Genomic DNA, 24251 nt, shown 5'->3' on the forward strand with positions numbered 1-24251 from the left:
TTGTCCTATAACCCTAAAATAATATGAATTTTTTATAACTATGAAAATACTGTTAAAAACTGGCTTGTTATAATATTTAAAAAATTAAATGTATTTGCATTTTTATTATAAGTATCGTATTAAAAGACAATAGCCTCATATGAATGTCCATTGATATTTGACTATTCTGTGATAATTGTACTATCATATTGTAATGATGTTATATGAAAATTTCATTAATATATTAATATAACTAAATAATATTTTGCTTTTTATTAAAGGAAAATTTTAGCTGGATTAATAGTATTGAAATTTTATGTATGTTAGTGTATATCAGAAATGAGGGAAAACAATGTTAGTAGGTAAGAATAAACAGATGTTATCTAAATTAATTACAACAGTGTTAGTAGGTACAGTTGGATTATCTTCATTAGGTGTTCAAGCCGCTGATACAGATACCAGTGCTAATAATGCAGGTGAAGTAAACTATATCAGTATTAACTCAACTAATGCTGAAGCTGGTAGTAACTATAATAATGATGGTGCTGTTGGAACAGACTCGATTGCTATTGGGAACAGCGCCATGTCAACCAAAGAAACTTCGGTTGCTATTGGCAATAAAAGCCTGGCAGCACAAAAAGCAGATATAGCACTTGGCAATGGCGCACAGACCATGGGGCTTGCGAATGGTCTGCTAAATCCAAATTCGAATAATGGTAGTGCTATTGCTATTGGGACTCAGGCTAGAACTATTAAATTAGGTGGCATTTCTGTTGGCCTTTCAGCTATTGCAGGAGCTACTAATTCAATGGCATTAGGGCAATCGGCTAAAACTGATGGCGATTATTCACTGGCAGTAGGCTATAATGCAAAGGCGATAGCACATCGGGCTACTTCTGTTGGCTATAATGCAATTGGTAATAGCTATGGCAGTGCCGCATTTGGTCATGAGGCAAAGGCAAATGGATATGAAAGTGTATCTATAGGTCGTGCAGCAGCCTCAAATCGAATTGCATCCCTAGCTTTAGGATCTGATTCTAAGGCAAACGCTATGGGCGCTATTGCATTAGGCGAATATTCAGTAGCTAGTGTGGAATCAACAAAATTAGGTTACAACCCACTAACAAACGCTGTGTTACAATCAAATGCTGATATTGTTGGTTTATCAGATGCCGATAAAGATAAGATAAATGAGTTATCCTCTAAAGTCCAATCTTTGAAAGACACATATGTGGCAAAAGAAACAGAGTATAATAATCAATTAACAAATTTAAACCAACAAATATCAAAGGCTACTCAGAGCTTAACGCAGGGAACTAAAACAGAGGATGAGAAAAAAGCTATAGGAAAAACTCTGGCTTCATTAATTGCTGAACGTGGTAAATTAGAAAATGCTATTCGAACAGCTCGCAAGGCTTATTTTAGCAGTGACGATTTTAAACAATATGCCAATTTAGTTTCCACTTGGGAATCTACCAGTGGTGCTGTGTCTGTAGGTGATAGAGATGCCGGTATTACCCGTCAAATCACCAATGTAGCAGCAGGGACAGAAGATACTGATGCAGTCAACGTAGCTCAATTAAAGGGTGTAGTAAAAGCTATGGATACTAATAAAGTATCTTTTGTTGAAGGCTCTAACATCAAAATTGAAGATGTAACAGATACTGCCAAGGGTGATGTTGGTACTGTGTATAAAATTAGTGGTGCTGTAGCAGCCGATTTAACTGGTCTAAGTGAGGCCGGCACGGCAGCTATAAAGAAATTAGCAACAGACTCAGTTAAAGTATCAAGTAGTGATACGTATGTAAAGGTGGAAGCTAATCCTAATACTGATACTGCAAAGGACTATACACTGTCTTTTGATTATGATAAGTTAAAAACAAACCTTGGCACAGGTAATGATGCATTTATTACGAATTCAACATTAACTAATGCCATTAATAAAGCCGTAGAAGGTGTAGTTGCTGGTCAAGCAACTGATGCTCATATTTCTAAGTTAGCTAAAGAGGCTGTAAAAGTTGTAGACGGTGTAAATACAACGGTAACTCCAAAAGATGGTAAAGATGGTGAACCAACAACATATGCTGTTAATGTATCGAATGAAGCTATCAAAGCGGCAGTAAAACCAGAGTTAGATAGCAAAGCTAATGTAGATGGTTCCAATTTAAAACTATCGAATGAGTCTGTTACAAAATTAAAAGATCAACTTGGTGTGACTAATGTGTCTACTACAGTTACAGAAGTGACAAATCGTGTAGATGGATTAGAGGCATCAGTTTCTACTCTTAATGATAATGTGAATTCAGTAAATAATCGTGTTAGTAAATTAGATAATCGTGTAGATAAAGTAGGTGCATCGGCAGCGGCTTTAGCAGCCTTACATCCGCTTCAATTTGATGCAACCGATAAATTCACCGTAGCAGCCGGTTTTGGTAATTATAAAGGGGAACAGGCAGTAGCACTTGGTGGGTTCTATCAGGCTAATGAAGATTTACTATTTAGCTTAGGCGGCACTTTTGGTGACGAAAAAATGGTGAATGCAGGTGTATCTGTTCGCTTTGGTGAAAAAGGTGAAGGTGTACGAGCTAATGACCCAACTGCTGTTCGTGAATTAAATGCTGAAGTACAAGATTTACGTGCTAAAAATACTAACTTAGAAAACACGGTTGCAACGCAACAACAAGATTTAGCAACACAACAGGAACGTTTGACTAAACAAGAAAATGAATTAATAGCACAACGTGCATTAATTCAACAGTTAATGGCTAAAGTTGGCATGTAATTTTAATCGTGTTTAGACATATTGATAAGTTCGTTAATTTATAGTCTTATCAGGAGAATATTATATTTTATAAAGCAAGACAGCTTTGTTGATAAAACAAGGCTGTCTTTTTTATATATTTATATTTATTGATGTTATTCCATTGATTTTAAAATAAATGAGTAAAAGGTGAGGTTAGTTCATATAGTTTTATGATTTGAACATATAAATTTTAGAATAGTATTAAAATAATTAAATGAGTAATATCTGAATTTTTATAATTGACTCATAATTCATGTTGAATTATAATTTTAAATAAATTTATTATAAATGTTTGTTTTAATCAAAATAAACATTTAGTTAAATGGTGAAAGTAATGAAAACTTTCAGGTTTAAAATTAAATGGTACACATAGAGAATAGGAGCGATGTAAAATGAAAAAAGTATTGTTAAGCACATTAGTGGCGACTACCTTGTTAGGTTCATACAGTGTATTAGCAGCAGATGAAGTTATTGATGCTACACCTCAGAATTTAGGAATATATTCAATTGCTGCAGGTGATTATTCGCTTGCTGAAAGCGATGAATCTATAGCTATTGGTTATGGTGCAAGCGTTACTGCTGATAATACAGCTAATAATACTTCTGAAAATCTAAAAACCGGGATTAGCGGTGTTGCTATTGGATCTATGAGCAGTACAACTGCTGAAGACGGGGTAGCTTTAGGAGCGTATTCAGTGGCAAATCGCACTGGTGATATAAAAGGATATGATCCTATTACTCATAATACTTCTACTGAAGCATCAGAGGCATGGGTTTCTAATGCAGGTGCTATTTCTGTTGGTGGTGAAACAACAGTTTTAAATGAATCTGGTGAAGAAATTAATAATACAATTACCCGTCAAATCACTAATGTAGCAGCTGGCTCTGAAGATACTGACGCAGTAAATGTAGCGCAATTGAAAAAGGTAGTGGACTTAACTGATACTAATAAAGCCGCTATTGAAGCGAATGCTACGGCTATTGCTGATACTAAAACTGAATTAAAACAGGATGTAGCTTCTGTTAATAATCGTGTTAGTAAATTAGATAATCGTGTAGATAAAGTGGGTGCTTCGGCAGCGGCTTTAGCAGCTTTACATCCGCTTCAATTTGATGCAACCGATAAATTCACCGTAGCAGCCGGTTTTGGTAATTATAAAGGGGAACAGGCAGTAGCACTTGGTGGGTTCTATCAAGCTAATGAAGATTTACTATTTAGCTTAGGCGGCACTTTTGGTGACGAAAAAATGGTGAATGCAGGTGTATCTGTTCGCTTTGGTGAAAAAGGTGAAGGCGTACGAGCTAATGACCCAACTGCTGTTCGTGAATTAAATGCTGAAGTACAAGATTTACGGGCTAAAAATACTAACTTAGAAAACACTGTGGCAACGCAACAAGAACGTTTAGTTGCGCAAGAGGCAGAACTTCAAGCACAGCGTAAAGTGATTGAACAATTAGTAGCTAAAGTAGGTTTATAATTGTTAAACAAACTATAACAAATCTATATAATACTATTAAGGGAAAACCTTCTATGGTACAATATTGTACTGTAGAAGGTTTTCTTTATAAGTTGTAGATTATGTAACAAAGATAAGTAAATTAAGTATCAAAGATAATTGGACGTGTAAATAATAAGCGAGAGCTAAGAATAAGGAAGATATATGAAAGCTGAAACAAAGATAAAAGTGATTATAGGCATTATAACGGTGCTCTTATTAGCTAGTTTGGAATTCATCGTACCTGGGTTTTATGAGGATATGATTGATTTATTAGGCACTGGCGATGTGCATCATATTGCCGAAGTCTTGCAAAGTTATGGTGCCTGGGCGATTATTATTAGTTTTATCCTTGATGTGATTATTAATATTGCTGGTTTTTTACCATCTATTTTCTTTTCTACCGCTAATGGTTTAATTTTTGGCATTGTGCCAGGGATCATCATTTCGTGGCTAGCTGAAACGGTGGGCGTTATCATTAGTTTTATGCTAATGCGCTATATATTGCGTGATTCGGCGGAAAAGTTAATTCAGAAAAGTCAATTTCTCCTAAAGGTAGATGATTTCAGTAGTAGCAATGGTTTAGCAGTCATGTTGTTTGCTCGGACGATTCCTTATTTTCCATCAGGCATTATTACAGCCTTAGGGGCTATAAGTCGAATCAGTTTGCGCGATTATGCAATAGCTAATTTAATTGGTAAATTTCCTTCGACGGCTTTAGAAGTTGTGGTTGGTCATGATGCTGTTATGCTACATCAGCATTTAGATCGTTTGACGATTATCATCGTTGTAGCAACTATTATTTATATCATTGCTTGGTTCGGTTATAAGCGATGGATGAAAAAGCGTGAACATGCTAAGATTGAACCTAAGCATGAGCCTAAGGAACCTAAGCATGAGCGTAAGGACTAAAGAAATTACATCATTGGGTAGTCAACAGACATATTTCATAGTAAAATAAATAATTATATTACGTATAAGCGTGCTCCTTGGGGCACGCTTGTATGATTAGTAGCGTAAGTAGCATAGTAGGTAAAAGGAGAGAGTAGTATGAGTTTTACATTTCAAATTCCCGACAAAGCGACCTTGAAAGGGCCTAATTTTATTCGCAAAGTGTTTGAACGTGGTGCCGGTATTCCTGGCTTTATTAGCTTTGGTATTGGCAATCCTGCATCAGAAGCTATTCCCGTGAAAGCCATTCAAGAAGCTTTTGATTATGTGGTGAATAGCAAACCGATTGAGCTATTACAATATGGCCCTATGGCAGGGGATGCTAAGTTAGCTGAGCAGACGGTGGAACGCTTAATTACAGTTCGTCATATGCCTAGGGAAGGACAGCAATTATTGATTTCTATTGGTGCTGGTCAGGACTTAGGTTTAGTGCCACGGACACTGTGTGAAGCAGGCGATGAAGTATATATGGATGCATATACGTTTACGAATGGCATTACAGCAGTGCGCAATGTAGGAGCCAAAGCGATTGGTATTCCTATGGATGATGAGGGAATGCTCCCAGAGGCCTTAGAAGAACGAGCTAAGTCGGGCAAAGGTAAATACATTTATTTAATTCCGAATTTCCAAAATCCTACGGGCATTACTATGCCTTTAGAACGTCGTAAAGCAATTTATGCAGTAGCGGCTAAATATAATCTATTTATCTATGAAGATGACCCTTATGGTGAAATTCGTTTCACGGACCACGTGGTGCCAACCTTTAAGGAACTAGATGTGGATAATCGGGTTATTTATGCTGGTTCGTACTCTAAAACGTTATCAGCTGGTTTGCGCGTTGGGTTCTTATACGGCCCTAAGCAAGCGATTGAAGCGATTCAGGCTTTAAAAAATAATTCTGATGGACAAATGCCATTGGTTACGCAACGGGTTGTTTCACGCTTATTAGATGTATTAGATTATGATGCTCAGATTCAGCATGTAGCTAAGGTATATAAAGAAAAAGCTGATTTAATGATGACCACTTTCCGCGCACATGGCAGTGATAAAGTGAAATTTGTAGAACCTACGGGTGGTATGTTCTTATGGATGACTATGCCTGATGAGGTAGATTGTGATGCGTTCTTTGAAGCTTGTATGGAACACAAAGTAGGCATTGTGCCAGGTGCTGCCTTTGCGGCGGATGGCGTGCCGGCAGGTAAGTCTTTCCGTTTCAGTTTTACCTATCCTTCAAAAGAAGATATTGTAAAAGGAATGACGATGGTAGGGCAATTGACGAAGGAATTTATTAAATAAGTAGTAAATAATACTTAAATTTAGTTATTTAGCAGAATAAATTGATTAAATTGACTAAAAACGTAAGGAGCGTATAGTATATAACCGTTGGTTATGATTACCATGCGCTCTATTATATTGAAAAAAGCTGATGAATATGATAAACTTTAAAAGAAGATATATGTCTTCACAAACTCTATATAAGTAACAGCAATAGCTGATTGAAAGTAGGTGTTGATTATGGCATGTGGCAGTTCAGGTGGCTGCAGCGGTTGCGCGTCAGCTTCATCTTGCGGTAGTGCTCAACAAACCCCGCCAGATTTGACGGCAAAACTTAATGAATTAAGCAGTGTTAAACACGTTATTGGCGTAGTCAGTGGTAAAGGTGGCGTAGGTAAATCCCTCGTAACGTCTTTATTAGCCATTACTATGGCTCGTCGTGGTTTTAAAGTAGGGATTCTTGATGGTGATATTACAGGCCCATCGATTCCTAAAGTATTTGGTATTAAAGGTAAAGCTCATGTTGACGAATTGGGCATGTATCCATTGACTTCTGAAGGTGGCATTGATGTGATGTCTGTCAACCTTTTGCTAGAAAATGAAACGGATCCTGTCCTTTGGCGTGGTCCTATTGTGGGCAACGTGGTAAAACAGTTTTATACTGATGTAATTTGGAAAGACTTAGATTATTTATTCGTGGATATGCCACCAGGAACAGGTGACGTAGCGTTAACTGTATTCCAGTCTTTATCGTTAGATGGAATTGTCGTTGTGACTTCACCACAAGATTTGGTATCTATGATTGTAGAAAAAGCTGTGAAAATGGCTGAACTCATGCAGATTCCAATTATTGGGGTTGTTGAAAACTTCTCCTATTTCCATTGTCCAGATAATGGCAAGGATTACAAAATCTTCGGTGATAGTCATATTGATGACGTATTGAAGCGATATGGTTTGTTATTATTAGGTCGTTTACCAATTGATCCAAACGTAGCAGCTCTTTGTGATGCCGGTAAGTTAGAAGAGATTGACAAAACGAACTTAGAATCCGTCGAATTGCCTCAATAGGTATTGCTTGCGGACTCTTATCACAGGTTGCTCATCTTTAATGTATGAAAGAGGAGTAGCCTGTGTTTTTTATATATAAGACATTATTCAAGTAACAAAGTTGTTATCAGAAAGAAGGCGTGTTCATGAAAAAGTATATGTCTTGGATTATTCCAATCGTAGTGGGGCTAGCCATATGGTTTTCACCAGTACCAGAAGGGTTGAAACCACAAGCGTGGCATTTATTTGCCATATTTGCTGGTACTATTTTAGGTTTTATTTTACAACCATTGCCAATCGGGGCCTTATCTATTCTTAGTATTGTAATTTCCGCAGTCACAAATACTTTAAAAATTGGCGATGGTTTAGCTGGGTTTGCTAATACAGCAATCTGGTTAATCGTAGCTGCATTTCTATTCTCTCGTGGTTTTATTAAAACTGGTTTAGGTAAACGTATTGCGTATACCTTGATTACGGCGGTAGGTAGTAACTCGTTGAAACTATCTTATGCCTTAGTAATTAGTGATTTTATTTTATCGCCAGCTACGCCATCTAATACGGCTCGTGCAGGCGGGGTTATTTTTCCAATTACTAAGTCCTTAGCTTCGGCCTTTGGCTCAGAACCAGGTCCAACTGCTCGCAAAATTGGGGCCTTTTTGATTCAAACAATTTATCAAGGGAACACGATTACATCTGCTATGTTTATGACATCCATGGCAGGCAATACTTTGGTAGCTTCCTTAATTGCTGCTTCTTTCGGTTATACAATTACCTGGGGCGATTGGGCAATAGCTGCTATCGTACCAGGTTTGGTGGCACTAATCGTTATGCCATTGATTTTGTATTTTATTTATCCACCAGAATTAAAAGATACTCGTGAAATTCAAGCTCATATTGCTGAAGAATTAAAGGGCTTAGGGGCTATGAGTTTTGCTGAAAAAGTAATGCTCGGTGTATTTATTTTATCTTTAATTTTGTGGGCTACTAGCCAGTTTACAGGTCTTAATGCCACTACGGTTGCCTTACTTGGGGTAAGTATTCTTTTAATTTCTAAAGTATTAACTTGGTCTGACGTAACGGAAGAAAAAGGCGGTTGGGATACCTTAATCTGGATGGGTACTATGATGGCCTTAGCTTCGCAGCTTAATAAATTGGGCTTTATTCCATGGTTTGCTGATATGGTAGGCGCTGAAGTACAAGGCATTAACTGGGTAGCCGCTTTCTTAATTCTTTTATTGGTATATACCTATTCACATTATATTTTTGCTAGTCTTACCGTACATATTACGGCTATGTATGTAGTATTCGTAGCCGTAGCTATTAGTGCAGGTACGCCTCCATACTTAGCTATGTTTGCCTTTGCCTTTTTCTCCAACTTATGTATGTCCTTGACTCACTACGCAGCTGGTCCATCACCAATCTGTTTCAATGCAGGCTATATGACGCAGAATACTTGGTGGCGCCTTGGTTTCATCGCTTCGGTAGTGAACTTAATCATCTGGTTAGGGCTTGGTTCCGTTTGGTGGAAAGTATTAGGGCTTTGGTAAGTTTTAAATTGGTAAGTTTTAATACGTGTTATTAGTTATATATTCATAGGTAGTGAATTGTTAGTTACTTGAATTTTGAAAAGAGTATAAAGTAAGGCTTTGTTTCATTGATTAGGATGATTAAAATTCTAATCAATGTAGACAAAGCCTTCTTTTTTGTTTTATTAGTAATTGTGCTATAATATCTATATAGTTGAGCATGTGAGGTGAACTATGAACACAGTAGCACGTTTATTAGAATATATAGATAATAGCACTTCGCCGTATCATACGGTGAAAGCAAGTGCCGAAATTTTGAAAGCGAACGGTTTTCGTGAATTACAACTAGATGATATATGGTCGTTTGACTATGGGGCTTATTTTGTTAAAGTCTATGATACGACGCTCATTGCTTTCTATGCAGGTAGTGATTTACGAGATTCTTTACGAATTGCATCGGCTCATACTGATTTTCCAGCCCTTCGGGTTAAGCCTAATCCTATAATGTCAAATAAAAGTTATGGTCAATTAAATGTAGAAGCCTATGGTGGTTTAATTTTAAATACATGGTTAGACCGGCCTTTGTCTATGGCTGGGGTAGTAGCGACGCGGTCTGATGATCCATTTCATCCAGAACTACATTATGTAGATATGGCCCGTCCGTTATTGACGATTCCTAATTTAGCCATTCATATGAATCGTTCAATTAATGAGGGCGTAGCGCTAGATAAGCAGCTTCACATGATGCCACTCTTTATGATGCTGGATGGGGCTGAACCAATGACGATTACTAGTCATGAAGGAGCGCCAGTAGCTAAGGATGACACAACTGCTGTGAAGGCTGATGAGTGGTTACAGTTCTTAAGTGAGCAGGTAAAACGACCGGTTGAGGATATTTTATCCTATGAATTGACCTTATATCCTGTAGAAGGGGGAACAACTTTTGGTCGTTACGATGAATTTATTAGTTCGCCACGAATTGATAATTTAACGTCTTGCATGGCTTGTTTAGAAGGTATAGTGGCAACAAAGTCATTGATACCACCAGATGGCTTGCGCCTTATTGCTTTATTTGACAATGAAGAAGTAGGGAGTCGCACGAAGCAGGGGGGCGCATCTACTTTGCTGATGCAAATCTTAGAGCGTATTTATATGGCTACCGGACATACTAAGGAAGAGTTGTATGCTGATATAGCTGGTGGGTTTATGATATCGGCTGATGTGGCTCATGGGTATCATCCTAATTATCCCGAAAAGAATGACGTGACGAATGTGCCTGTCTTAAATAAAGGCTTAGTCCTTAAAGTAGCGGCCAGTCAGTCCTATGCTGGTGATGCGTGGGCTATGGCTACCGTAAAAGATTTATGTGAAACTAATAACATTCCATATCAAATATATGTAAATCGTTCTAATATTCCTGGTGGTTCTACAGTAGGTTCCATCTCTTCCGCTATGTTGACTATGCGTACCATGGATGTAGGGGTGCCTATATTAGCGATGCATTCGGCTCGTGAAACGATGGGGGCCAATGATCAGGAAGCATTAGAAAGCTTGATGAGAGCGTTTTTACGATAGGAGTCCTATGTTAACAGAGTATACAGTGCTTATTACGGACGCCTTGAATACGCCCTATGGTAAGCTTATTTTAATTGTTTTGATTTTCTTGGCCGGCTTAGGCATGTCCTTAGTGCCTGAAACGGTGGCCACTATTTTGCCACGGCTCGCTGGTCATATATATAAGCGTATTTATTATGCCATTGGTATGACCGCTTCTATTATTGTAGTGGGCGTCTTAGGGTCTTGGATATTAGGCCCTTACAGTATTGGTGGCGCTGCTTATATTATTTGGGCCGTTCTATTAATCGTTGTGGCCTTACAAGCATTTGAATGGGTCGCTTTTATTCATCCGTCACCGTTACGGAGTCGTGAAGAGCGTCGCTTAGAACGGCGGGGTACACCGTGGCAGCGGACCTTAGCCATTGTTCGTCAAGGCCTCTTAGTAGGTCTTTCGTGGCGTTATGATCGATTGCCAATTTATGTATGGCTAGTAGCTACAATTGCGATTGCCGGTTGGAAATTGGCGTCTGTTTTAATTATATCCTTTATTATTGGTTATTTAATCCCTGTATTTTGGCTCACTAATCGTTTAGAACGATTGGCTAAGTTAGTGACCCGGCCAAATTATCGTACGGGCATCTTCTGGTTCAAGCGATTAATGGGGATTGTTATGGTATTGGAAGCCTTGTATTTTATAGGGCTTTTGATTACGTATCACTAAAGGTTATCTCATGTATGTATAGTGTATACATGGAAAATAAAGGTTGCATTCTGGAGGGAATACTTCTACAATGTAGAGAGGTAACAATGTTGAGGAGGAAGTCTCATGAAAGAAATTAAATCTGTGTTGGTTGCCAACCGAGGCGAAATTGCTATTCGTGTATTCCGTGCGTGTAATGAAATGGGAATTCGCACAGTAGCTATTTACTCAAAAGAAGATTCACTTTCCTTGCACCGTAATCAGGCGGATGAAGCCTATTTGGTAGGGCGCGGGAAAAAACCAGTTGATGCGTATTTAGATATTGAAGATATCATTCGCATTGCCCATGAACATGATGTAGATGCTATCCATCCAGGCTACGGCTTCTTGGCAGAGAATGCTCGTTTTGCTAAGCGATGTGAAGAAGAGGGGATTATTTTCATTGGCCCTCGTTTAGAACATTTGGAAATGTTCGGGGATAAAGTAAATGCACGTATTCAGGCCAAACTTGCTGGCATTCCTATGATTCCAGGGAGTGATGGGCCTCTTAATAATTTTGAAGAACTTGAAGAGTTTGCTAAAACACATGGTTTCCCATTGATGATTAAAGCCGTTAATGGTGGTGGCGGTCGCGGTATGCGTGCCGTTGAATCTATGGGTGAACTTCGTGAAGCCTATGATCGCGCTAAGTCTGAAGCTAAAATGGCTTTTGGCGATGACGATGTATATGTTGAAAAATTAATTGTTGAACCAAAACATATTGAAGTTCAAATTATGGGCGATACCCACGGTAATGTAGTTCATTTATATGAACGTGACTGCTCCGTACAGCGTCGCCATCAAAAAGTAGTCGAAATGGCACCAGCTTTCGCATTGCCATTAGAAACTCGTCAGCGCATTTGTGATGCGGCTGTTAAAATCATGAAAAATGTTAAATACGTAGGGGCTGGTACGGTAGAATTCCTCGTTACTAATGATGGCAATTTCTACTTCATTGAAGTTAACCCTCGTATTCAAGTAGAACATACTATTACTGAATTAATTACTGGTATTGATATTGTTCATACACAAATTCGTGTAGCGGAAGGCTATTCTTTATTTGATGAAGAAGTGGGGATTCCTGCACAAGAAAAGATTGAATGTAATGGTCAAGCGATTCAGTGCCGTATTACTACAGAAGATCCAAGTAACAACTTTATGCCAGACACTGGTAAATTAGTGGCTTACCGCTCTAGCGGTGGTTTTGGTATCCGTCTTGACGGTGGTAATGCTTTCACTGGTTCCGTTATTACACCTTACTATGATTCGTTACTTGTAAAAGCCTCTTCTTGGGCTTTAACACCAGAAGAATCAATTCAGAAAATGCTTCGTTGCTTACGTGAATTCCGTATTCGTGGGGTTAAGACGAATATTCATTTCTTAATCAATGTACTAGAAAGTCCAGAGTTCGTAGCTGGTACTTGTAATGTAAACTTCATTGATGAACATCCTGAATTATTCGTATTCAAACAAGTTCGTGACCGTGGTACTAAAATGTTGCGTTATATTGCAGATGTAACGGTTAATGGCTATCAAGGTTTAGGCCGTCAAGATGTGCCTGATTTTGAACCAATTCAGATGCCACCATTGCTTTCTATTAAACCACCAGCAGGGACTAAACAGAAATTTGATGAATTAGGTCCAGAAGGTTTCTCTAAATGGTTGATGGAACAGAAGCAAGTTTACTTCACTGATACAACTTGGCGTGATGCGCATCAATCCTTATTTGCTACTCGTTTGCGTACCGTTGATATGGCTCGGGTTGCGGGGGAAGCAGCGCGTGGGGTTCCTAATTTATTCTCCTTAGAATGTTGGGGTGGCGCTACTTTTGACGTAGCGTATCGTTTCTTACACGAAGATCCATGGGAACGTTTGCGTATGTTCCGCAAAGAAGTACCAAATGTATTGTTGCAGATGTTGCTTCGCGGGGCTAATGCTGTTGGATACACTAGCTATCCAGACAATGTAGTTCGTCAGTTTATTAAATTGGCTGCTGCTAATGGGGTTGATGTATTCCGTGTATTCGATAGCTTGAATAGCTTAGATAATATGCATGTTGCCATTGATGAAGTACGCAATCAGAATAAGATTGCTGAAGTATCCTTGTGCTACACAGGCGATATTTTAGATGCAAGTCGTCCTAAATATAATTTAGATTATTATGTGAAGATGGCGAAAGAAGTGGAAAAAGCTGGGGCTAATATCATTGCTATTAAAGATATGGCTGGTCTTTTGAAACCTCAAGCGGCTTATAATTTGGTATCTGCTTTGAAAGATGCAGTGGATTTACCAATTCATTTACATACTCATGAAGGGGCTGGCAATGCTATTTATAGCTATGGTCGTGCAATTGATGCTGGCGTTGATGTAGTTGACGTGGCGTATTCCGCCTTTGCTAATGGTACTAGCCAACCTAGCATGAACTCCTTATATTATGGTTTGTCTGGTCATGAACGTCAGCCTGAAATGGACGCAAACTACATGGAACAGATGTCTCATTACTTTGCATCCATTCGTCCATATTATAAAGGGGTAGATAAAACAAATCCATATCCTAGCACTGAAGTATATCAACATGAAATGCCAGGCGGTCAGTTCTCCAACTTACAACAACAAGCTAAGAGTGTTGGCCTTGGCGAACGTTGGGATGAAGTTAAGAAAGTATATCATCAAGTAAGCATGATGTTTGGTGATATTATTAAAGTAACACCATCCTCTAAAGTAGTTGGTGATATGACTTTATTCATGGTACAAAATGATTTAACTGAAGAAGATATTTACAACAAAGGGGAAACCTTAGACTTCCCTCAATCAGTAGTAGAATTCTTCCAAGGTTATTTAGGTGTACCATATCAAGGGTTCCCTGAAAAATTGCAGAAAATTATCTTAAAGGGCAAGAAACCATTGAAAGGTCGTCCTGGTGCTTCTTTAGAACCAGTTGACTTTGAAGATGTTCGTAAGAAATTAGTGGACATGGGTTCGCCAGCTACTGATGAAGATGTAATTGCTTATTGCTTATATCCAAAAGTATATAGTGATTATGTAGAATTCAATAGCGATTATGATGATATTTCTGTACTTGATACACCAACCTTCTTCTTTGGTATGCGTCGTGGTGAATCTATCCACGTAACGATTGAAAAAGGTAAAATGTTGATTATTAAATTAATCCATGTCAGCGAAGTGGATGAAGATGGTAATCGTATTATTAGCTTTGAATTTAATGGTCAACCACGTGATATTAAAGTGCGTGATAAACACGTTAAAACAACAGGCGTGGTACGTCATAAAGTGGATAAAACACAACCCGGTGAAGTGGGTGCTACTTTATCCGGTTCCGTTGTTAAGATCCTCGTTAAGAGTGGTCAAAGCGTCTTGAAGGGTGAACCTTTAATCGTAACGGAAGCGATGAAGATGGAAACAACAATTACCTCGCCTATCGATGGTATCGTTGGGGAAGTATATGTTCGTGAAGGTAGTCGCATCGAAAGTGGCGATTGCTTGATTAAGATTCAAGACCGTTCTAACTCTTAATTAGCATTTCAAACAATTGAATCGTGTATGAATGTATAACATCAATATTGTTGATATTGTGTTCATGCTAATTTAGAAGAGGCCCTAGGGCCTCTTCTTTTTTTCTGTGGACTTTGATAGTCCTTTTCGTAAATTCGTGTTACAATAGATTAGAAACCCTTTACCATATAAGGCGTTTGTAAAATTATAGAATACAAGATATTGATAATAACAGGTATTATGTTAGGAGTGTTGGCATGTTTTCGTATGGGAAAAAACAATGGGAGTTAGGTCGTTCAATTTATGGCTATAAGAGTTGGCGTGAAAAACGACGAATTACTTTGTTTGTTGGTCGGTCATACAAGAATAAGAAATAGTTAACCGAACTAACGGAGTATTTCGCTAATTATGAGCCATTACCTAATTTATTGGAGCGCCATGAAGGCATTTATGAAGTTATTAATCGCGTATTTTTATTTAAGAATTCGTCTGCACAGCAACGTTTAGAAGCGATTAAAGAGCACTTTGATATGTTGCCTCAATATTTTCAACCACAGGCGATTACAGAGATGTATAATCCGGATGTAAGTCATGCTATCGTTATTTGGGGAAACGAAGAATTGAATTTAAAAAGTGAGCTTTGGTTTCATACGGGCCAGCGTAAAGAGGGCTTTTTAAGCTTATTTTTGAATTATGCTGGGGATTGGGTATATCATATTAATTTCCGCTTAGGGCATGGCTTTGCTGGGGAACCTTGTATTTGGATTGGTACGATTCAAGGCTCTCGTAATGGTTTGGAAAAGGCTAAAAAGATTACTAAGAAAATGCATAGTTATCGGCCTAAGAATTTTATGTTCTTTTTGATGCGCCAATTAGCAACAAATATGGGGATTTCGTCACTATATGCTATTTCTGATGAAGGTTTTTATACGAATAGCCATTTAATTCGCGGTAATCGCTCTAAGAAAGTTCAATTTGATCCTTTCTGGGAAGAGTTAGGTGGCACTGTTTGTCCAGAAGATAGTAAATATTTCCGAATTCCTTTGGAAGAGGAACGGAAGACTTATGAAACCGCGAAGACTCATAAACGCAATATGTATCGTAAACGTTATGAAATGCTAGATCAGTTTATTGAAGAAATGGCAGCTAATAGTAAACAATATTTAGTCGCAAAATAAATGAACCTACTAGTTTTGTTATATGAGGTAGCTAGGCGGTTAATAGAATAGCGAAAGGTTTTAGAATATAGGCTTGTTGTATAGCCTAGCCAATAAGTTAGCGAAAAGAGGTGTACTCATGAGATGTCCTTATTGTAAACATACTGAGAATAAAGTAACGGACTCCCGTGCTACCGATGATGATAATAGCATCCGCCGTCGCCGTGAGTGTTTAGCTTGCGGTCGACGTTTCACAACCTATGAAGTGATTGAAGATGTACCGATTATGGTGATTAAATCCAGTGGTAGTTATGAAATGTTTGATCGGAGTAAGTTATTAAATGGTTTATTGCGCTCCTGCAATAAACGTAACATTCCTCGTGAGACCTTAGAGAATATAGTAAAAAATGTGGAAGATGCTATTCGCAATCGTTCACAGCAAGAGATTAAGTCTTCAGAAATTGGTGATTTAGTCTTGAAAGAATTAAAAGATATTGATGAAGTTGCTTATGTGCGCTTTGCTTCGGTATATCGTAATTTTGAGGATGTGCAAGCCTTTGTAGCGGTGTTAAAGGATTTGCGTAATCATGAGGAGTCCAAATGATAGATTTACATTGTGATACTATAATGATGCTTATAGACCATCCAACAGAAGGTGATCTAGGTAACAATCCTTGGAAAATAGATATTCCTAAATTAAAAAAAGGAGGCTATACGCTTCAAGATTTTGCTCTATTTGTAGAATTAGATCAAGAAACAGACCCTTATGGTCGTTATGAAGCGATGCGTCAACTCTTTAATGAGCAAATGGAGCGCTATGCAGCTGATATCGTTCATGTTCGCTCTTATGGTGACTTTGTTAAAGCCCGTGAAGCTGGTAAATTGAGTGCCTTATTATCCGTGGAAGAAGGGGGCGTTTTTGAAGGCTCTTTGACGCGTTTAAAAAAAGCGTATGATGATGGGGTGCGTTTAATAACAATTAGTTGGAATTTTCCTAATGGTTTATCCTATCCAAATGGCAAAGAACATGAAGGAAAAGGTTTAACTCCTAAAGGCATCGAGTTTGTACAATATATGGAAGAACTAGGGATGATTGTGGATTGCTCTCATTTGAATGATGCTGGTACCTTCCAATTAGGTGAAATTTTAAATAAACCTTTTATTGCGTCCCATTCTAATGCACGGGCTTTGACAAACCATCCTCGTAATTTAACGGATGATTTAATTCGTTTAATTGCTAATAAAGGTGGCGTAATTGGCCTTAACTTTGCGCAAGCCTTTTTAGGGACTCATCGGGTGAGTCAAATTGACGATATAGTGCGACATGGCCTTTATCTTCGTAATGTAGGTGGCTCGGAAGTGGTCGCATTAGGTACGGATTTTGATGGCATTCGCCCTGATACGGAAATTGCTGATGCTAGTGAAATGCCTCGTTTGTATGAAGCGTTTCGCGCCGCTGGTCTTAGCGAAGATGATACAGATAAAATTTTCAGTAAAAATGCAGAACGTCTATTACAGACGATTTTATAAGAGGAGGCTAGTATGGAATTAGCAGGCGAGATTAATCCTTTAATTGCGGAACGCTTTACGGACCATTTGGATGTATTTGGTCAAACGATGGAGCAAATGGAAACGATTCAACTCATTGCTGAACGTTGTAAAACGGCGTTAGCGGCAGGTAATAAAGTGTTATTCTGTGGCAATGGCGGTTCCGCAGCAGACGCGCAACATTTAGCGGCCGAATTAATTGGTCGGTTTCAGAAAGAACGTCGTTCTTTGGCTTCCATTGCGCTTACTACGGATACTTCTATTTTGACGGCTGTAGCTAATGACTATGGTTATGACGAAGTATTTGCCCGTCAAGTGGAGGGATTAGGCCGTGCTGGTGATGTGTTAATTGGCATCTCTACGTCCGGTAATAGTGCTAATGTAGTAAAGGCGGCTCTTAAAGCGCGTGATACAGGTATGCATACGATTGCCTTCACCGGTGAAGGGGGCGGTAAGCTACAGGATATTTGTGATATTACCTTAGCAATTCCGTCTAAGGTAACAGCTCGTATTCAAGAAATGCACATTTTAGTGGGCCATATAATCTGTGAATTGGTGGAAGAAGAGTATGATAAGTAAAACAATCCATGAATTTTTAACCAATAAATTACCAGCTTTGCGCATTGCCGTTATTGGTGATATTATGGTGGATCGCTATGTCTTTGGCGATGTAGGCCGCATTTCACCAGAAGCACCTGTGCCGGTCAATCGAGTGACTGAAGTAAAAGAGGTGCTTGGTGGGGCAGCTAATGTAGCCAATAATTTGGCGAATTTAGACTGCCAAGTATTTCTTGGCGGTGTAGCGGGCTTAGATAGTCATGGTGATTTGTTGACGACTTTACTAGAGTCAGAACATATTAATCATGAAGGGGTTTTGCGCTTAGCTAGTCGCCAGACTACTACCAAGATGCGTATTCTTGGTGGCCGTCAACAGATGATGCGTCTAGATTTTGAAGAACCTGTTGCCGTGTCTGAGCAAGAGGCCAAGGAACTATTGGCATGGCTTACTGACCTTTGTGAAACGGGGCTTGATGGCATTGTTATTTCTGATTATGGCAAGGGCGTTTGTACGCCAACGGTTTTACAAGCCGTTATTTCGTTAGCCAATGCTAAAGGGATTAAGACAATTGTAGATCCTAAAGGTAATGACTGGTCTAAGTATAGTGGGGCCACTTTTATTACACCTAATGTAAAAGAATTAAGTGAATATATTGGGCGCTCCTTACCAAATACAGATGAGGCTATTGTAGCGGCAGCTAAAGAAACTTTAAGGGATGTGTCTTTTGATTATGTAGTGGCTACTCGGTCTGCTAAGGGCATTACAATTGTAAGTAATCAAGGGCAGATTTGGCACAACCCAGCAACGCAGCAAGACGTATTTGATGTAAGTGGTGCTGGTGATACAGTGGTGGCTATGATTATTACGGCTATGGCTGCGGGGCTAACTGTACGGGGGACTTTACATGTGGCTAATGCGGCGGCTGGAGTGGTGGTATCTAAAGTAGGGACCTATCCAATCCATCGTCAAGAACTATTGGAGTTATGGGAGTCTATTCGTCATCGTCAAGCAGACCCTATTACAGCCTATAGTCGTGAAGAAATGGCCTCTAAGATTCGGCAGTGGCAAAATGAAGGTCATACTGTAGTATTTACAAATGGTTGTTTCGATATTTTACATAGTGGTCATTTGTCCTATTTGCGTGATGCTGCTCGCTTAGGTGATCATTTGGTAGTGGGCCTTAATTCAGACGCTTCGGTAAAACGGCTAAAAGGAGCGGCCCGTCCTATTAATTCAGAATCTTCGCGTGCTGAACTGATGGGAGCCCTTGGTTTTGTAGATGGGGTAGTCCTTTTTGACGAAGATACACCAGCTGAATTATTGAGTGAATTACGGCCTAATATTTTGGTTAAAGGCGGCGACTATACGGTGGAACAAGTTATTGGTCGTGAGTTTGTGGATAAAGTTATTATTTTACCATTTAAAGAAGGATATTCAACGACTGGTATTATAGAGAAGATTAAGGCCTTAGTGCAGGAGGGATTATTATGATAATTGTTACTGGTGGTGCTGGTTTTATAGGTAGTAATATTGTAAAACAGCTGAACGAACGAGGCCGGAATGATATTTTAATTGTTGATGATTTGACGGATGGCAGTAAAATTCGCAATTTACAGATGTTAGATTTTTATGATTATGTAGATTGCCTTGATTTCGACGAAGCGGTAGCGGCTAATACGTTTGATATTGGTCCTATTGAAGTGATTTTTCACGAAGGGGCTTGCGCTGACACCATGAATTATGATGGCCGTTATATGATGCATAATAACTTTGAAGGCACTAAGAATTTATTCCATTATTGCCAAGAACGGCGTGTACCATTTATCTATGCATCGTCAGCGTCTACCTATGGCCATGGCACCCATGGTTTTACTGAAAACCCTGAGTGCGAAGAAGCGTTAAATCCATATGCTTATTCTAAATTGTTCTTTGATCGCTATTTACGCCGTTTTGAAGGACAATTGCAATCTCAAGTGGTAGGCTTACGTTATTTTAACGTATTTGGTCCTAACGAAAACCACAAAGGTAACATGGCTTCTTTGGTGCGCCAGATGTTCTATAAACTTCGTGAAACTGGTGAAATTACATTGTTTGAAGGCACAGATGGCTATGGCAATGGCGAACAAGTACGTGATTTTATTTATGTAAAAGACGTAGTGAATGTTAACTTCTTCTTCTGGGAACATCCAGAAATTAGCGGTATTTTTAACTGTGGTACAGGGGAAGCAAAAAGCTTTAATCGTTTTATGAAAGCCGTTATTGCCTATAATGGCTCCGGTTCTTTACGGTATATTCCATTTCCCGAAGTATTGAAGGGCAAATATCAAAGTTATACGGAAGCAGATACAACAAAACTTATGGGCGTAGGCTATGATAAAGGCTTTACGAATTTAGAAGAAGCTGTGGCTGAATATTGTGAATTATTGGATCATAATGAAGGGTATGTGCGGTAATTTTACTAAAATGAAGGTTATGCGCTGTAATTGTTAGGAAGAGGGAGCTCATGCGGAAGGTTTTATTTTTAGATCGTGACGGCGTGATTAATGAAGATGTCAATTATCTGTATAAAGTAGAAGAGTTAAAGTTCGTAGCAGGTGCTGTTGAGGCCTTAGAGGCAGCGGTAAAAGCAGGGTATGACTTAATTGTTGTAACCAATCAAAGTGGTATTGCTCGTGGCTATTATACTGAGGCTGATATGCAGATCCTCCACGAAGAAATGAATCGACGTCTTACGGCACAGGGAGCTCCTATTCTTCGGTTTTATCATTGCCCGCATCATGTTAAGGGCAATGTGCCGGCTTTTACTAGAGATTGTGATTGTCGTAAACCTAAGCCTGGTATGTTATTACAGGCTATGGCTGACTATGACATTGACAAAGCACAAAGTTTTATGATTGGCGATAAAGCCTCGGATGTAGCTGCTGCTGAAGCGGCTGGCATTGCCGGTTATTTATTTGACGGCACTAATTTAAACGATTTTTTGTTACCTATTTTACAACGATATGAAATAGCAGCGAAGGGGACGGTCTAATGAAAGATTATAAGCGTATATTAATCGTAAAAATGAGTTCCCTTGGTGATGTGATTCATGCGTTGCCCACCTTGTATGCGATTCGCCAAAATTGGCCTAATGCGCATATTACCTGGGCAGTGCATGAACAATTTAGTGGTCCTTTACCAGGTAAACCATGGATAGATGATATTGTATTGATTGATAAGAAAAAATTAAAATCTCTAGGTTATTTATGGTCTTTACGGAAAGTATTGCACAGTCGTAATTTTGATATGTGTCTTGATTTACAGTGTTTAGCTAAAAGTGCTATTGTGGCTGCTCTATCAGGGGCGAAAGAAAAATATGGGTACTGGGAACTGCGTGAAGGTAGTCAGCTGATTAATAAAGCTTTGGTGGGGCCTCATAAATATGGTCATGTGATTGAGCGCTATTTAGATACAGTACGGGCATTGGGGGGCGATGTAACGGGGGTAGAATTTCCTGTTAAAGAGTCACCGGTAGCGGCGGCTAGTTGCGTTTCAAAATTAATGGCTGCCGGTTTACCTGAAGGACATGATTATGTAGTGATGGCTCCAGGTGCTCGTTGGGCCGTTAAAGAATGGCCTATTGGTCATTTTGGGGCATTAACTAAGCGTCTTGTAGAGGCTAAACAGTATGTAGTCCTTATTGGTGCTGCTGGTGATAGCGCCAAGGCACAAGCGATTAAAGACCTAGTGAAAAGTGACGCCGTATTAGATATGACCGGGGAGACGAGTTTAGAAGAATTGATTGAACTGATTCGTGGCAGTAAGTTATTTATAAGTGCTGATACGGGTCCTTTACACATTGCTAATGCTTTAAAGCGGCCGCTAATAGGCCTCTATGGGACTACTTCGCCTGAGCGAACGGGTCCTTATGGCGGTGACTATGTTCATTGCATAGTGTCACCTACATCCAAAGCAACACCGGAAAATCCATTAATCGATGATCCAAGCTGTATGGCTCAAATTTCGGTTGATCAAGTGTGGGATACAGCAAAAGCCCTATTATAATAAAGGAGGTTTGTATGGAGTTAAATCATAAACGAATCGTAGTCACCTTCTTAATGCATTTAGGCGACGTTATTTTAACGACCCCATTTTTACATGTGTTGCGACAAGCAGCACCGGATAGTCATATTACTTTTGTAATGGACCGAAAGTTAAAAGAAGTCATGCAGTATAATCCTAATGTGGATCGCATCGTTTGTATCGATAAAAAAGGGCGCGATAATAGTATTGCAGCCTTACAAAATATTGCCAAATATGTGCGTCAATCAGGGGGGCGTCCTGATATTGTCATTAATTTACATCCTAATGAGCGGACGAGCTTTTTTGCTTGGGCTTTGCATGGCAAAGTTACTACGGGGATGAGCCATTTTCTATTTAGACCTTTTATGACAAAATATACACGCTTAGACCGTAAAACACGGCATGCAGCAGATATGTATATTAACGTATTAGAGCAATTAGGGGTCACAGATACGTCTAATAAAGGGCTTGAAATTTACACTTGCCCTGAATGGGAAGCTACGGTAGATGCTTTTTATCAAAAGCATGGTATTTCTGAAGTCGATACAGTCATTGGCTTTAATGTAGGCAGTGCGGTACCAGAGAAACGTTGGCCACAAGAACGATTTGCCCAGGTGGCTGATTACTTCTGTGAAAAGGGATATAAAGTTATTTTCTTTGGTGGTCCTATGGATGTAGATATGGTGGACTCTGTTGTTGTACACATGCATCATAAGCCGGTAGTGGCTACGGGCCAGTTTAGTCTAGGTGAATTAACGGCGGCTATTCGCCGTTGTAGTTTATTTATTACGAATGATTCAGGTCCTATGCATGTAGCGGTTAGTCAACATGTGCCACTAGTTGCTCTATATGGTCCATCCAATCCTAAATTCTATGGGCCTTATACCCAAAATTGTGTAGTATTAGAGTCCATGGATACGTATGAAGTGGGCAAGAGCATGAAAAAAATTATTAAAGAAGGTAATTATAAAGGGGTTAGCGTTATTTCTACTCAGTCCGTTATCGAGGCAGCCCAATCGTTGCTCTGTGAAACCGGAAATGAGGAATCCTAATGGAGTATGTAATTTTTGATTTAGAATGGAATCAACCGTTTGCTAATGATATTAGTTTTATGAAGCGGACCGGCCTGCCTGTATCGGGAGAAATTATTCAAATTGGGGCGGTTAAATTAGATGCGAAGTTAGAATTAATTGATACCTTCAGCATGCTTATTAAACCGCAGTATTTAACGCGGATGCATAAGCATGTAGAAAAGTTAACGCATATTTCGGCGGCTGATTTATCCCTAGGTGTTTCGTTTGGGCAAGCCTATCGTAGTTTTGAAAATTGGTGTGGCCCCAAGGCTGTTTTATTGACTTGGGGTTCTGATGATATTGTGATGTTGCGGGAAAATTTAAGATTATTTGGTATGCCGAGCCGGATTAAGCACACTTGGTATGATGCGCAACTTATTTTTGCTCATTTACAACATGGCAACACGCAGCAAGTGGCCTTGAGCAAAGCCTTAGAAGAGTTAGCCATTACTAAAGATGATTTACCAGCCCATGATGCGCTGAACGATTCGATTTTTACAGGTCGCGTATGCAAAGCGATTCCCTTAGCAGAAGGGATTGCTCAGTATGAAGAGATTGTAAAGCATACCTATTCACCGGCGTATTTTCCAGAAGCGCTTAGTTTTTTTATTTATGAAAATTTTACCGATAAGCGAGTAGTATTGCATGATAGTCGCGTACGACATGCTCATTGCCCCCTGTGTCAAACGTTGCTTACCTTGGAGAAAATTCAGCGACTTAGTGGCGATAAATTCCTCAGTTTAGGCCGTTGTCGCCATCATGGCTTGTTGGCTGTTCATTGGCGCATTGGTAAGTATATGAAACGGGGCAATGTATTGCGTTATTATGTAACGAAGATGCTAACCGAAGCACCGGAGAAACTACAAACTTTGTATGCTGAGCGAACGGAACAAAATCGATTGAAGGAAGAAGCCTATTTGGCTCGCTTAGCGGCTCAAAAGCAAAAACGCTAGGTTATACATGTAA

At 39.2% G+C, this 24251-nt stretch carries 18 protein-coding genes and 1 pseudogene; all 19 read left to right on the forward strand.

Annotated features, from left to right (window positions below):
• The first annotated feature begins 331 nt into the window (after window positions 1–331).
• Window positions 332–2761: a YadA-like family protein gene (locus VER_RS10310; protein WP_202922118.1), complete on the forward strand. Its 2430-nt coding sequence runs from the start codon at window positions 332–334 to the stop codon at window positions 2759–2761.
• A gap of 413 nt (window positions 2762–3174) precedes the next feature.
• A complete protein-coding gene (locus tag VER_RS10480; protein ID WP_162099541.1) occupies window positions 3175–4260 on the forward strand; it encodes a YadA-like family protein in 1086 nt (361 codons plus the stop codon).
• Window positions 4261–4443: 183 nt separating this feature from the next.
• On the forward strand, window positions 4444–5190 hold the full coding sequence (locus tag VER_RS03740) for a TVP38/TMEM64 family protein (protein WP_162099542.1): 747 nt from the start codon (window positions 4444–4446) through the stop codon (window positions 5188–5190).
• Between the two features lie 138 nt (window positions 5191–5328).
• On the forward strand, window positions 5329–6525 hold the full coding sequence (locus tag VER_RS03745; protein ID WP_162099543.1) for a PLP-dependent aminotransferase family protein: 1197 nt from the start codon (window positions 5329–5331) through the stop codon (window positions 6523–6525).
• A 219-nt stretch (window positions 6526–6744) separates the two neighbouring features.
• A complete protein-coding gene (locus VER_RS03750; RefSeq protein WP_162099544.1) occupies window positions 6745–7572 on the forward strand; it encodes a P-loop NTPase in 828 nt (275 codons plus the stop codon).
• Between the two features lie 125 nt (window positions 7573–7697).
• Window positions 7698–9098: an anion permease gene (locus VER_RS03755; RefSeq protein WP_162099545.1), complete on the forward strand. Its 1401-nt coding sequence runs from the start codon at window positions 7698–7700 to the stop codon at window positions 9096–9098.
• Window positions 9099–9311: 213 nt separating this feature from the next.
• Window positions 9312–10652, forward strand: a complete 1341-nt coding sequence (locus tag VER_RS03760) for a M18 family aminopeptidase (RefSeq protein WP_162099546.1) — start codon at window positions 9312–9314, stop codon at window positions 10650–10652.
• Between the two features lie 7 nt (window positions 10653–10659).
• Window positions 10660–11355, forward strand: a complete 696-nt coding sequence (locus tag VER_RS03765) for a hypothetical protein (RefSeq protein WP_162099547.1) — start codon at window positions 10660–10662, stop codon at window positions 11353–11355.
• Window positions 11356–11460: 105 nt separating this feature from the next.
• Window positions 11461–14907, forward strand: coding sequence for a pyruvate carboxylase (locus VER_RS03770; RefSeq protein WP_162099548.1), 3447 nt, complete (start codon window positions 11461–11463; stop codon window positions 14905–14907).
• A gap of 374 nt (window positions 14908–15281) precedes the next feature.
• Window positions 15282–16064 (forward strand): annotated as a pseudogene (locus tag VER_RS03775) (VirK/YbjX family protein); the annotation flags it as partial.
• Window positions 16065–16182: 118 nt separating this feature from the next.
• Window positions 16183–16647, forward strand: coding sequence for a transcriptional regulator NrdR (nrdR, locus tag VER_RS03780; protein ID WP_162099549.1), 465 nt, complete (start codon window positions 16183–16185; stop codon window positions 16645–16647).
• Window positions 16644–17573, forward strand: coding sequence for a dipeptidase (locus tag VER_RS03785; RefSeq protein ID WP_162099550.1), 930 nt, complete (start codon window positions 16644–16646; stop codon window positions 17571–17573). Before nrdR ends, VER_RS03785 begins: the two co-directional genes overlap by 4 nt.
• A 12-nt stretch (window positions 17574–17585) precedes the next feature.
• A complete protein-coding gene (gmhA, locus tag VER_RS03790) occupies window positions 17586–18170 on the forward strand; it encodes a D-sedoheptulose 7-phosphate isomerase (RefSeq protein WP_162099551.1) in 585 nt (194 codons plus the stop codon).
• Window positions 18160–19641, forward strand: a complete 1482-nt coding sequence (gene rfaE1 / locus VER_RS03795; RefSeq protein ID WP_162099552.1) for a D-glycero-beta-D-manno-heptose-7-phosphate kinase — start codon at window positions 18160–18162, stop codon at window positions 19639–19641. The genes gmhA and rfaE1 overlap by 11 nt, the downstream gene beginning before the upstream one ends.
• Entirely contained in the window at window positions 19638–20603 is a 966-nt protein-coding gene (rfaD, locus tag VER_RS03800) for an ADP-glyceromanno-heptose 6-epimerase (RefSeq protein WP_162099553.1), read from the forward strand. The genes rfaE1 and rfaD overlap by 4 nt, the downstream gene beginning before the upstream one ends.
• A gap of 50 nt (window positions 20604–20653) precedes the next feature.
• Window positions 20654–21181 (forward strand): D-glycero-beta-D-manno-heptose 1,7-bisphosphate 7-phosphatase, encoded by a 528-nt coding sequence (locus VER_RS03805; protein ID WP_162099554.1) that lies wholly within the window; start codon window positions 20654–20656, stop codon window positions 21179–21181.
• Complete coding sequence (locus VER_RS03810) at window positions 21181–22194, forward strand: glycosyltransferase family 9 protein (protein WP_162099555.1); 1014 nt, start codon at window positions 21181–21183, stop codon at window positions 22192–22194. Before VER_RS03805 ends, VER_RS03810 begins: the two co-directional genes overlap by 1 nt.
• A gap of 14 nt (window positions 22195–22208) precedes the next feature.
• Window positions 22209–23264 carry a glycosyltransferase family 9 protein gene (locus VER_RS03815; RefSeq protein ID WP_162099556.1) on the forward strand — a complete coding sequence of 352 codons (1056 nt, stop codon included), beginning with the start codon at window positions 22209–22211 and terminating at the stop codon, window positions 23262–23264.
• Window positions 23264–24238 carry a 3'-5' exonuclease gene (locus VER_RS03820; RefSeq protein ID WP_162099557.1) on the forward strand — a complete coding sequence of 325 codons (975 nt, stop codon included), beginning with the start codon at window positions 23264–23266 and terminating at the stop codon, window positions 24236–24238. The genes VER_RS03815 and VER_RS03820 overlap by 1 nt, the downstream gene beginning before the upstream one ends.
• Window positions 24239–24251 lie beyond the last annotated feature (13 nt).

It is taken from the genome of Veillonella sp. R32 (genome assembly GCF_010093125.1).
In the GTDB taxonomy this organism is placed as follows: domain Bacteria; phylum Bacillota; class Negativicutes; order Veillonellales; family Veillonellaceae; genus Veillonella_A.

What these genes read in the sequence shown, in the direction of transcription:
- VER_RS10310 (WP_202922118.1), top strand. Translation starts at nt 332, where the DNA reads ATGTTAGTAGGTAAGAATAAACAGATGTTATCTAAATTAATTACAACA.
- VER_RS10480 (WP_162099541.1), top strand. Translation starts at nt 3,175, where the DNA reads ATGAAAAAAGTATTGTTAAGCACATTAGTGGCGACTACCTTGTTAGGT.
- VER_RS03740 (WP_162099542.1), top strand. Translation starts at nt 4,444, where the DNA reads ATGAAAGCTGAAACAAAGATAAAAGTGATTATAGGCATTATAACGGTG.
- VER_RS03745 (WP_162099543.1), top strand. Translation starts at nt 5,329, where the DNA reads ATGAGTTTTACATTTCAAATTCCCGACAAAGCGACCTTGAAAGGGCCT.
- VER_RS03750 (WP_162099544.1), top strand. Translation starts at nt 6,745, where the DNA reads ATGGCATGTGGCAGTTCAGGTGGCTGCAGCGGTTGCGCGTCAGCTTCA.
- VER_RS03755 (WP_162099545.1), top strand. Translation starts at nt 7,698, where the DNA reads ATGAAAAAGTATATGTCTTGGATTATTCCAATCGTAGTGGGGCTAGCC.
- VER_RS03760 (WP_162099546.1), top strand. Translation starts at nt 9,312, where the DNA reads ATGAACACAGTAGCACGTTTATTAGAATATATAGATAATAGCACTTCG.
- VER_RS03765 (WP_162099547.1), top strand. Translation starts at nt 10,660, where the DNA reads ATGTTAACAGAGTATACAGTGCTTATTACGGACGCCTTGAATACGCCC.
- VER_RS03770 (WP_162099548.1), top strand. Translation starts at nt 11,461, where the DNA reads ATGAAAGAAATTAAATCTGTGTTGGTTGCCAACCGAGGCGAAATTGCT.
- nrdR (WP_162099549.1), top strand. Translation starts at nt 16,183, where the DNA reads ATGAGATGTCCTTATTGTAAACATACTGAGAATAAAGTAACGGACTCC.
- VER_RS03785 (WP_162099550.1), top strand. Translation starts at nt 16,644, where the DNA reads ATGATAGATTTACATTGTGATACTATAATGATGCTTATAGACCATCCA.
- gmhA (WP_162099551.1), top strand. Translation starts at nt 17,586, where the DNA reads ATGGAATTAGCAGGCGAGATTAATCCTTTAATTGCGGAACGCTTTACG.
- rfaE1 (WP_162099552.1), top strand. Translation starts at nt 18,160, where the DNA reads ATGATAAGTAAAACAATCCATGAATTTTTAACCAATAAATTACCAGCT.
- rfaD (WP_162099553.1), top strand. Translation starts at nt 19,638, where the DNA reads ATGATAATTGTTACTGGTGGTGCTGGTTTTATAGGTAGTAATATTGTA.
- VER_RS03805 (WP_162099554.1), top strand. Translation starts at nt 20,654, where the DNA reads ATGCGGAAGGTTTTATTTTTAGATCGTGACGGCGTGATTAATGAAGAT.
- VER_RS03810 (WP_162099555.1), top strand. Translation starts at nt 21,181, where the DNA reads ATGAAAGATTATAAGCGTATATTAATCGTAAAAATGAGTTCCCTTGGT.
- VER_RS03815 (WP_162099556.1), top strand. Translation starts at nt 22,209, where the DNA reads ATGGAGTTAAATCATAAACGAATCGTAGTCACCTTCTTAATGCATTTA.
- VER_RS03820 (WP_162099557.1), top strand. Translation starts at nt 23,264, where the DNA reads ATGGAGTATGTAATTTTTGATTTAGAATGGAATCAACCGTTTGCTAAT.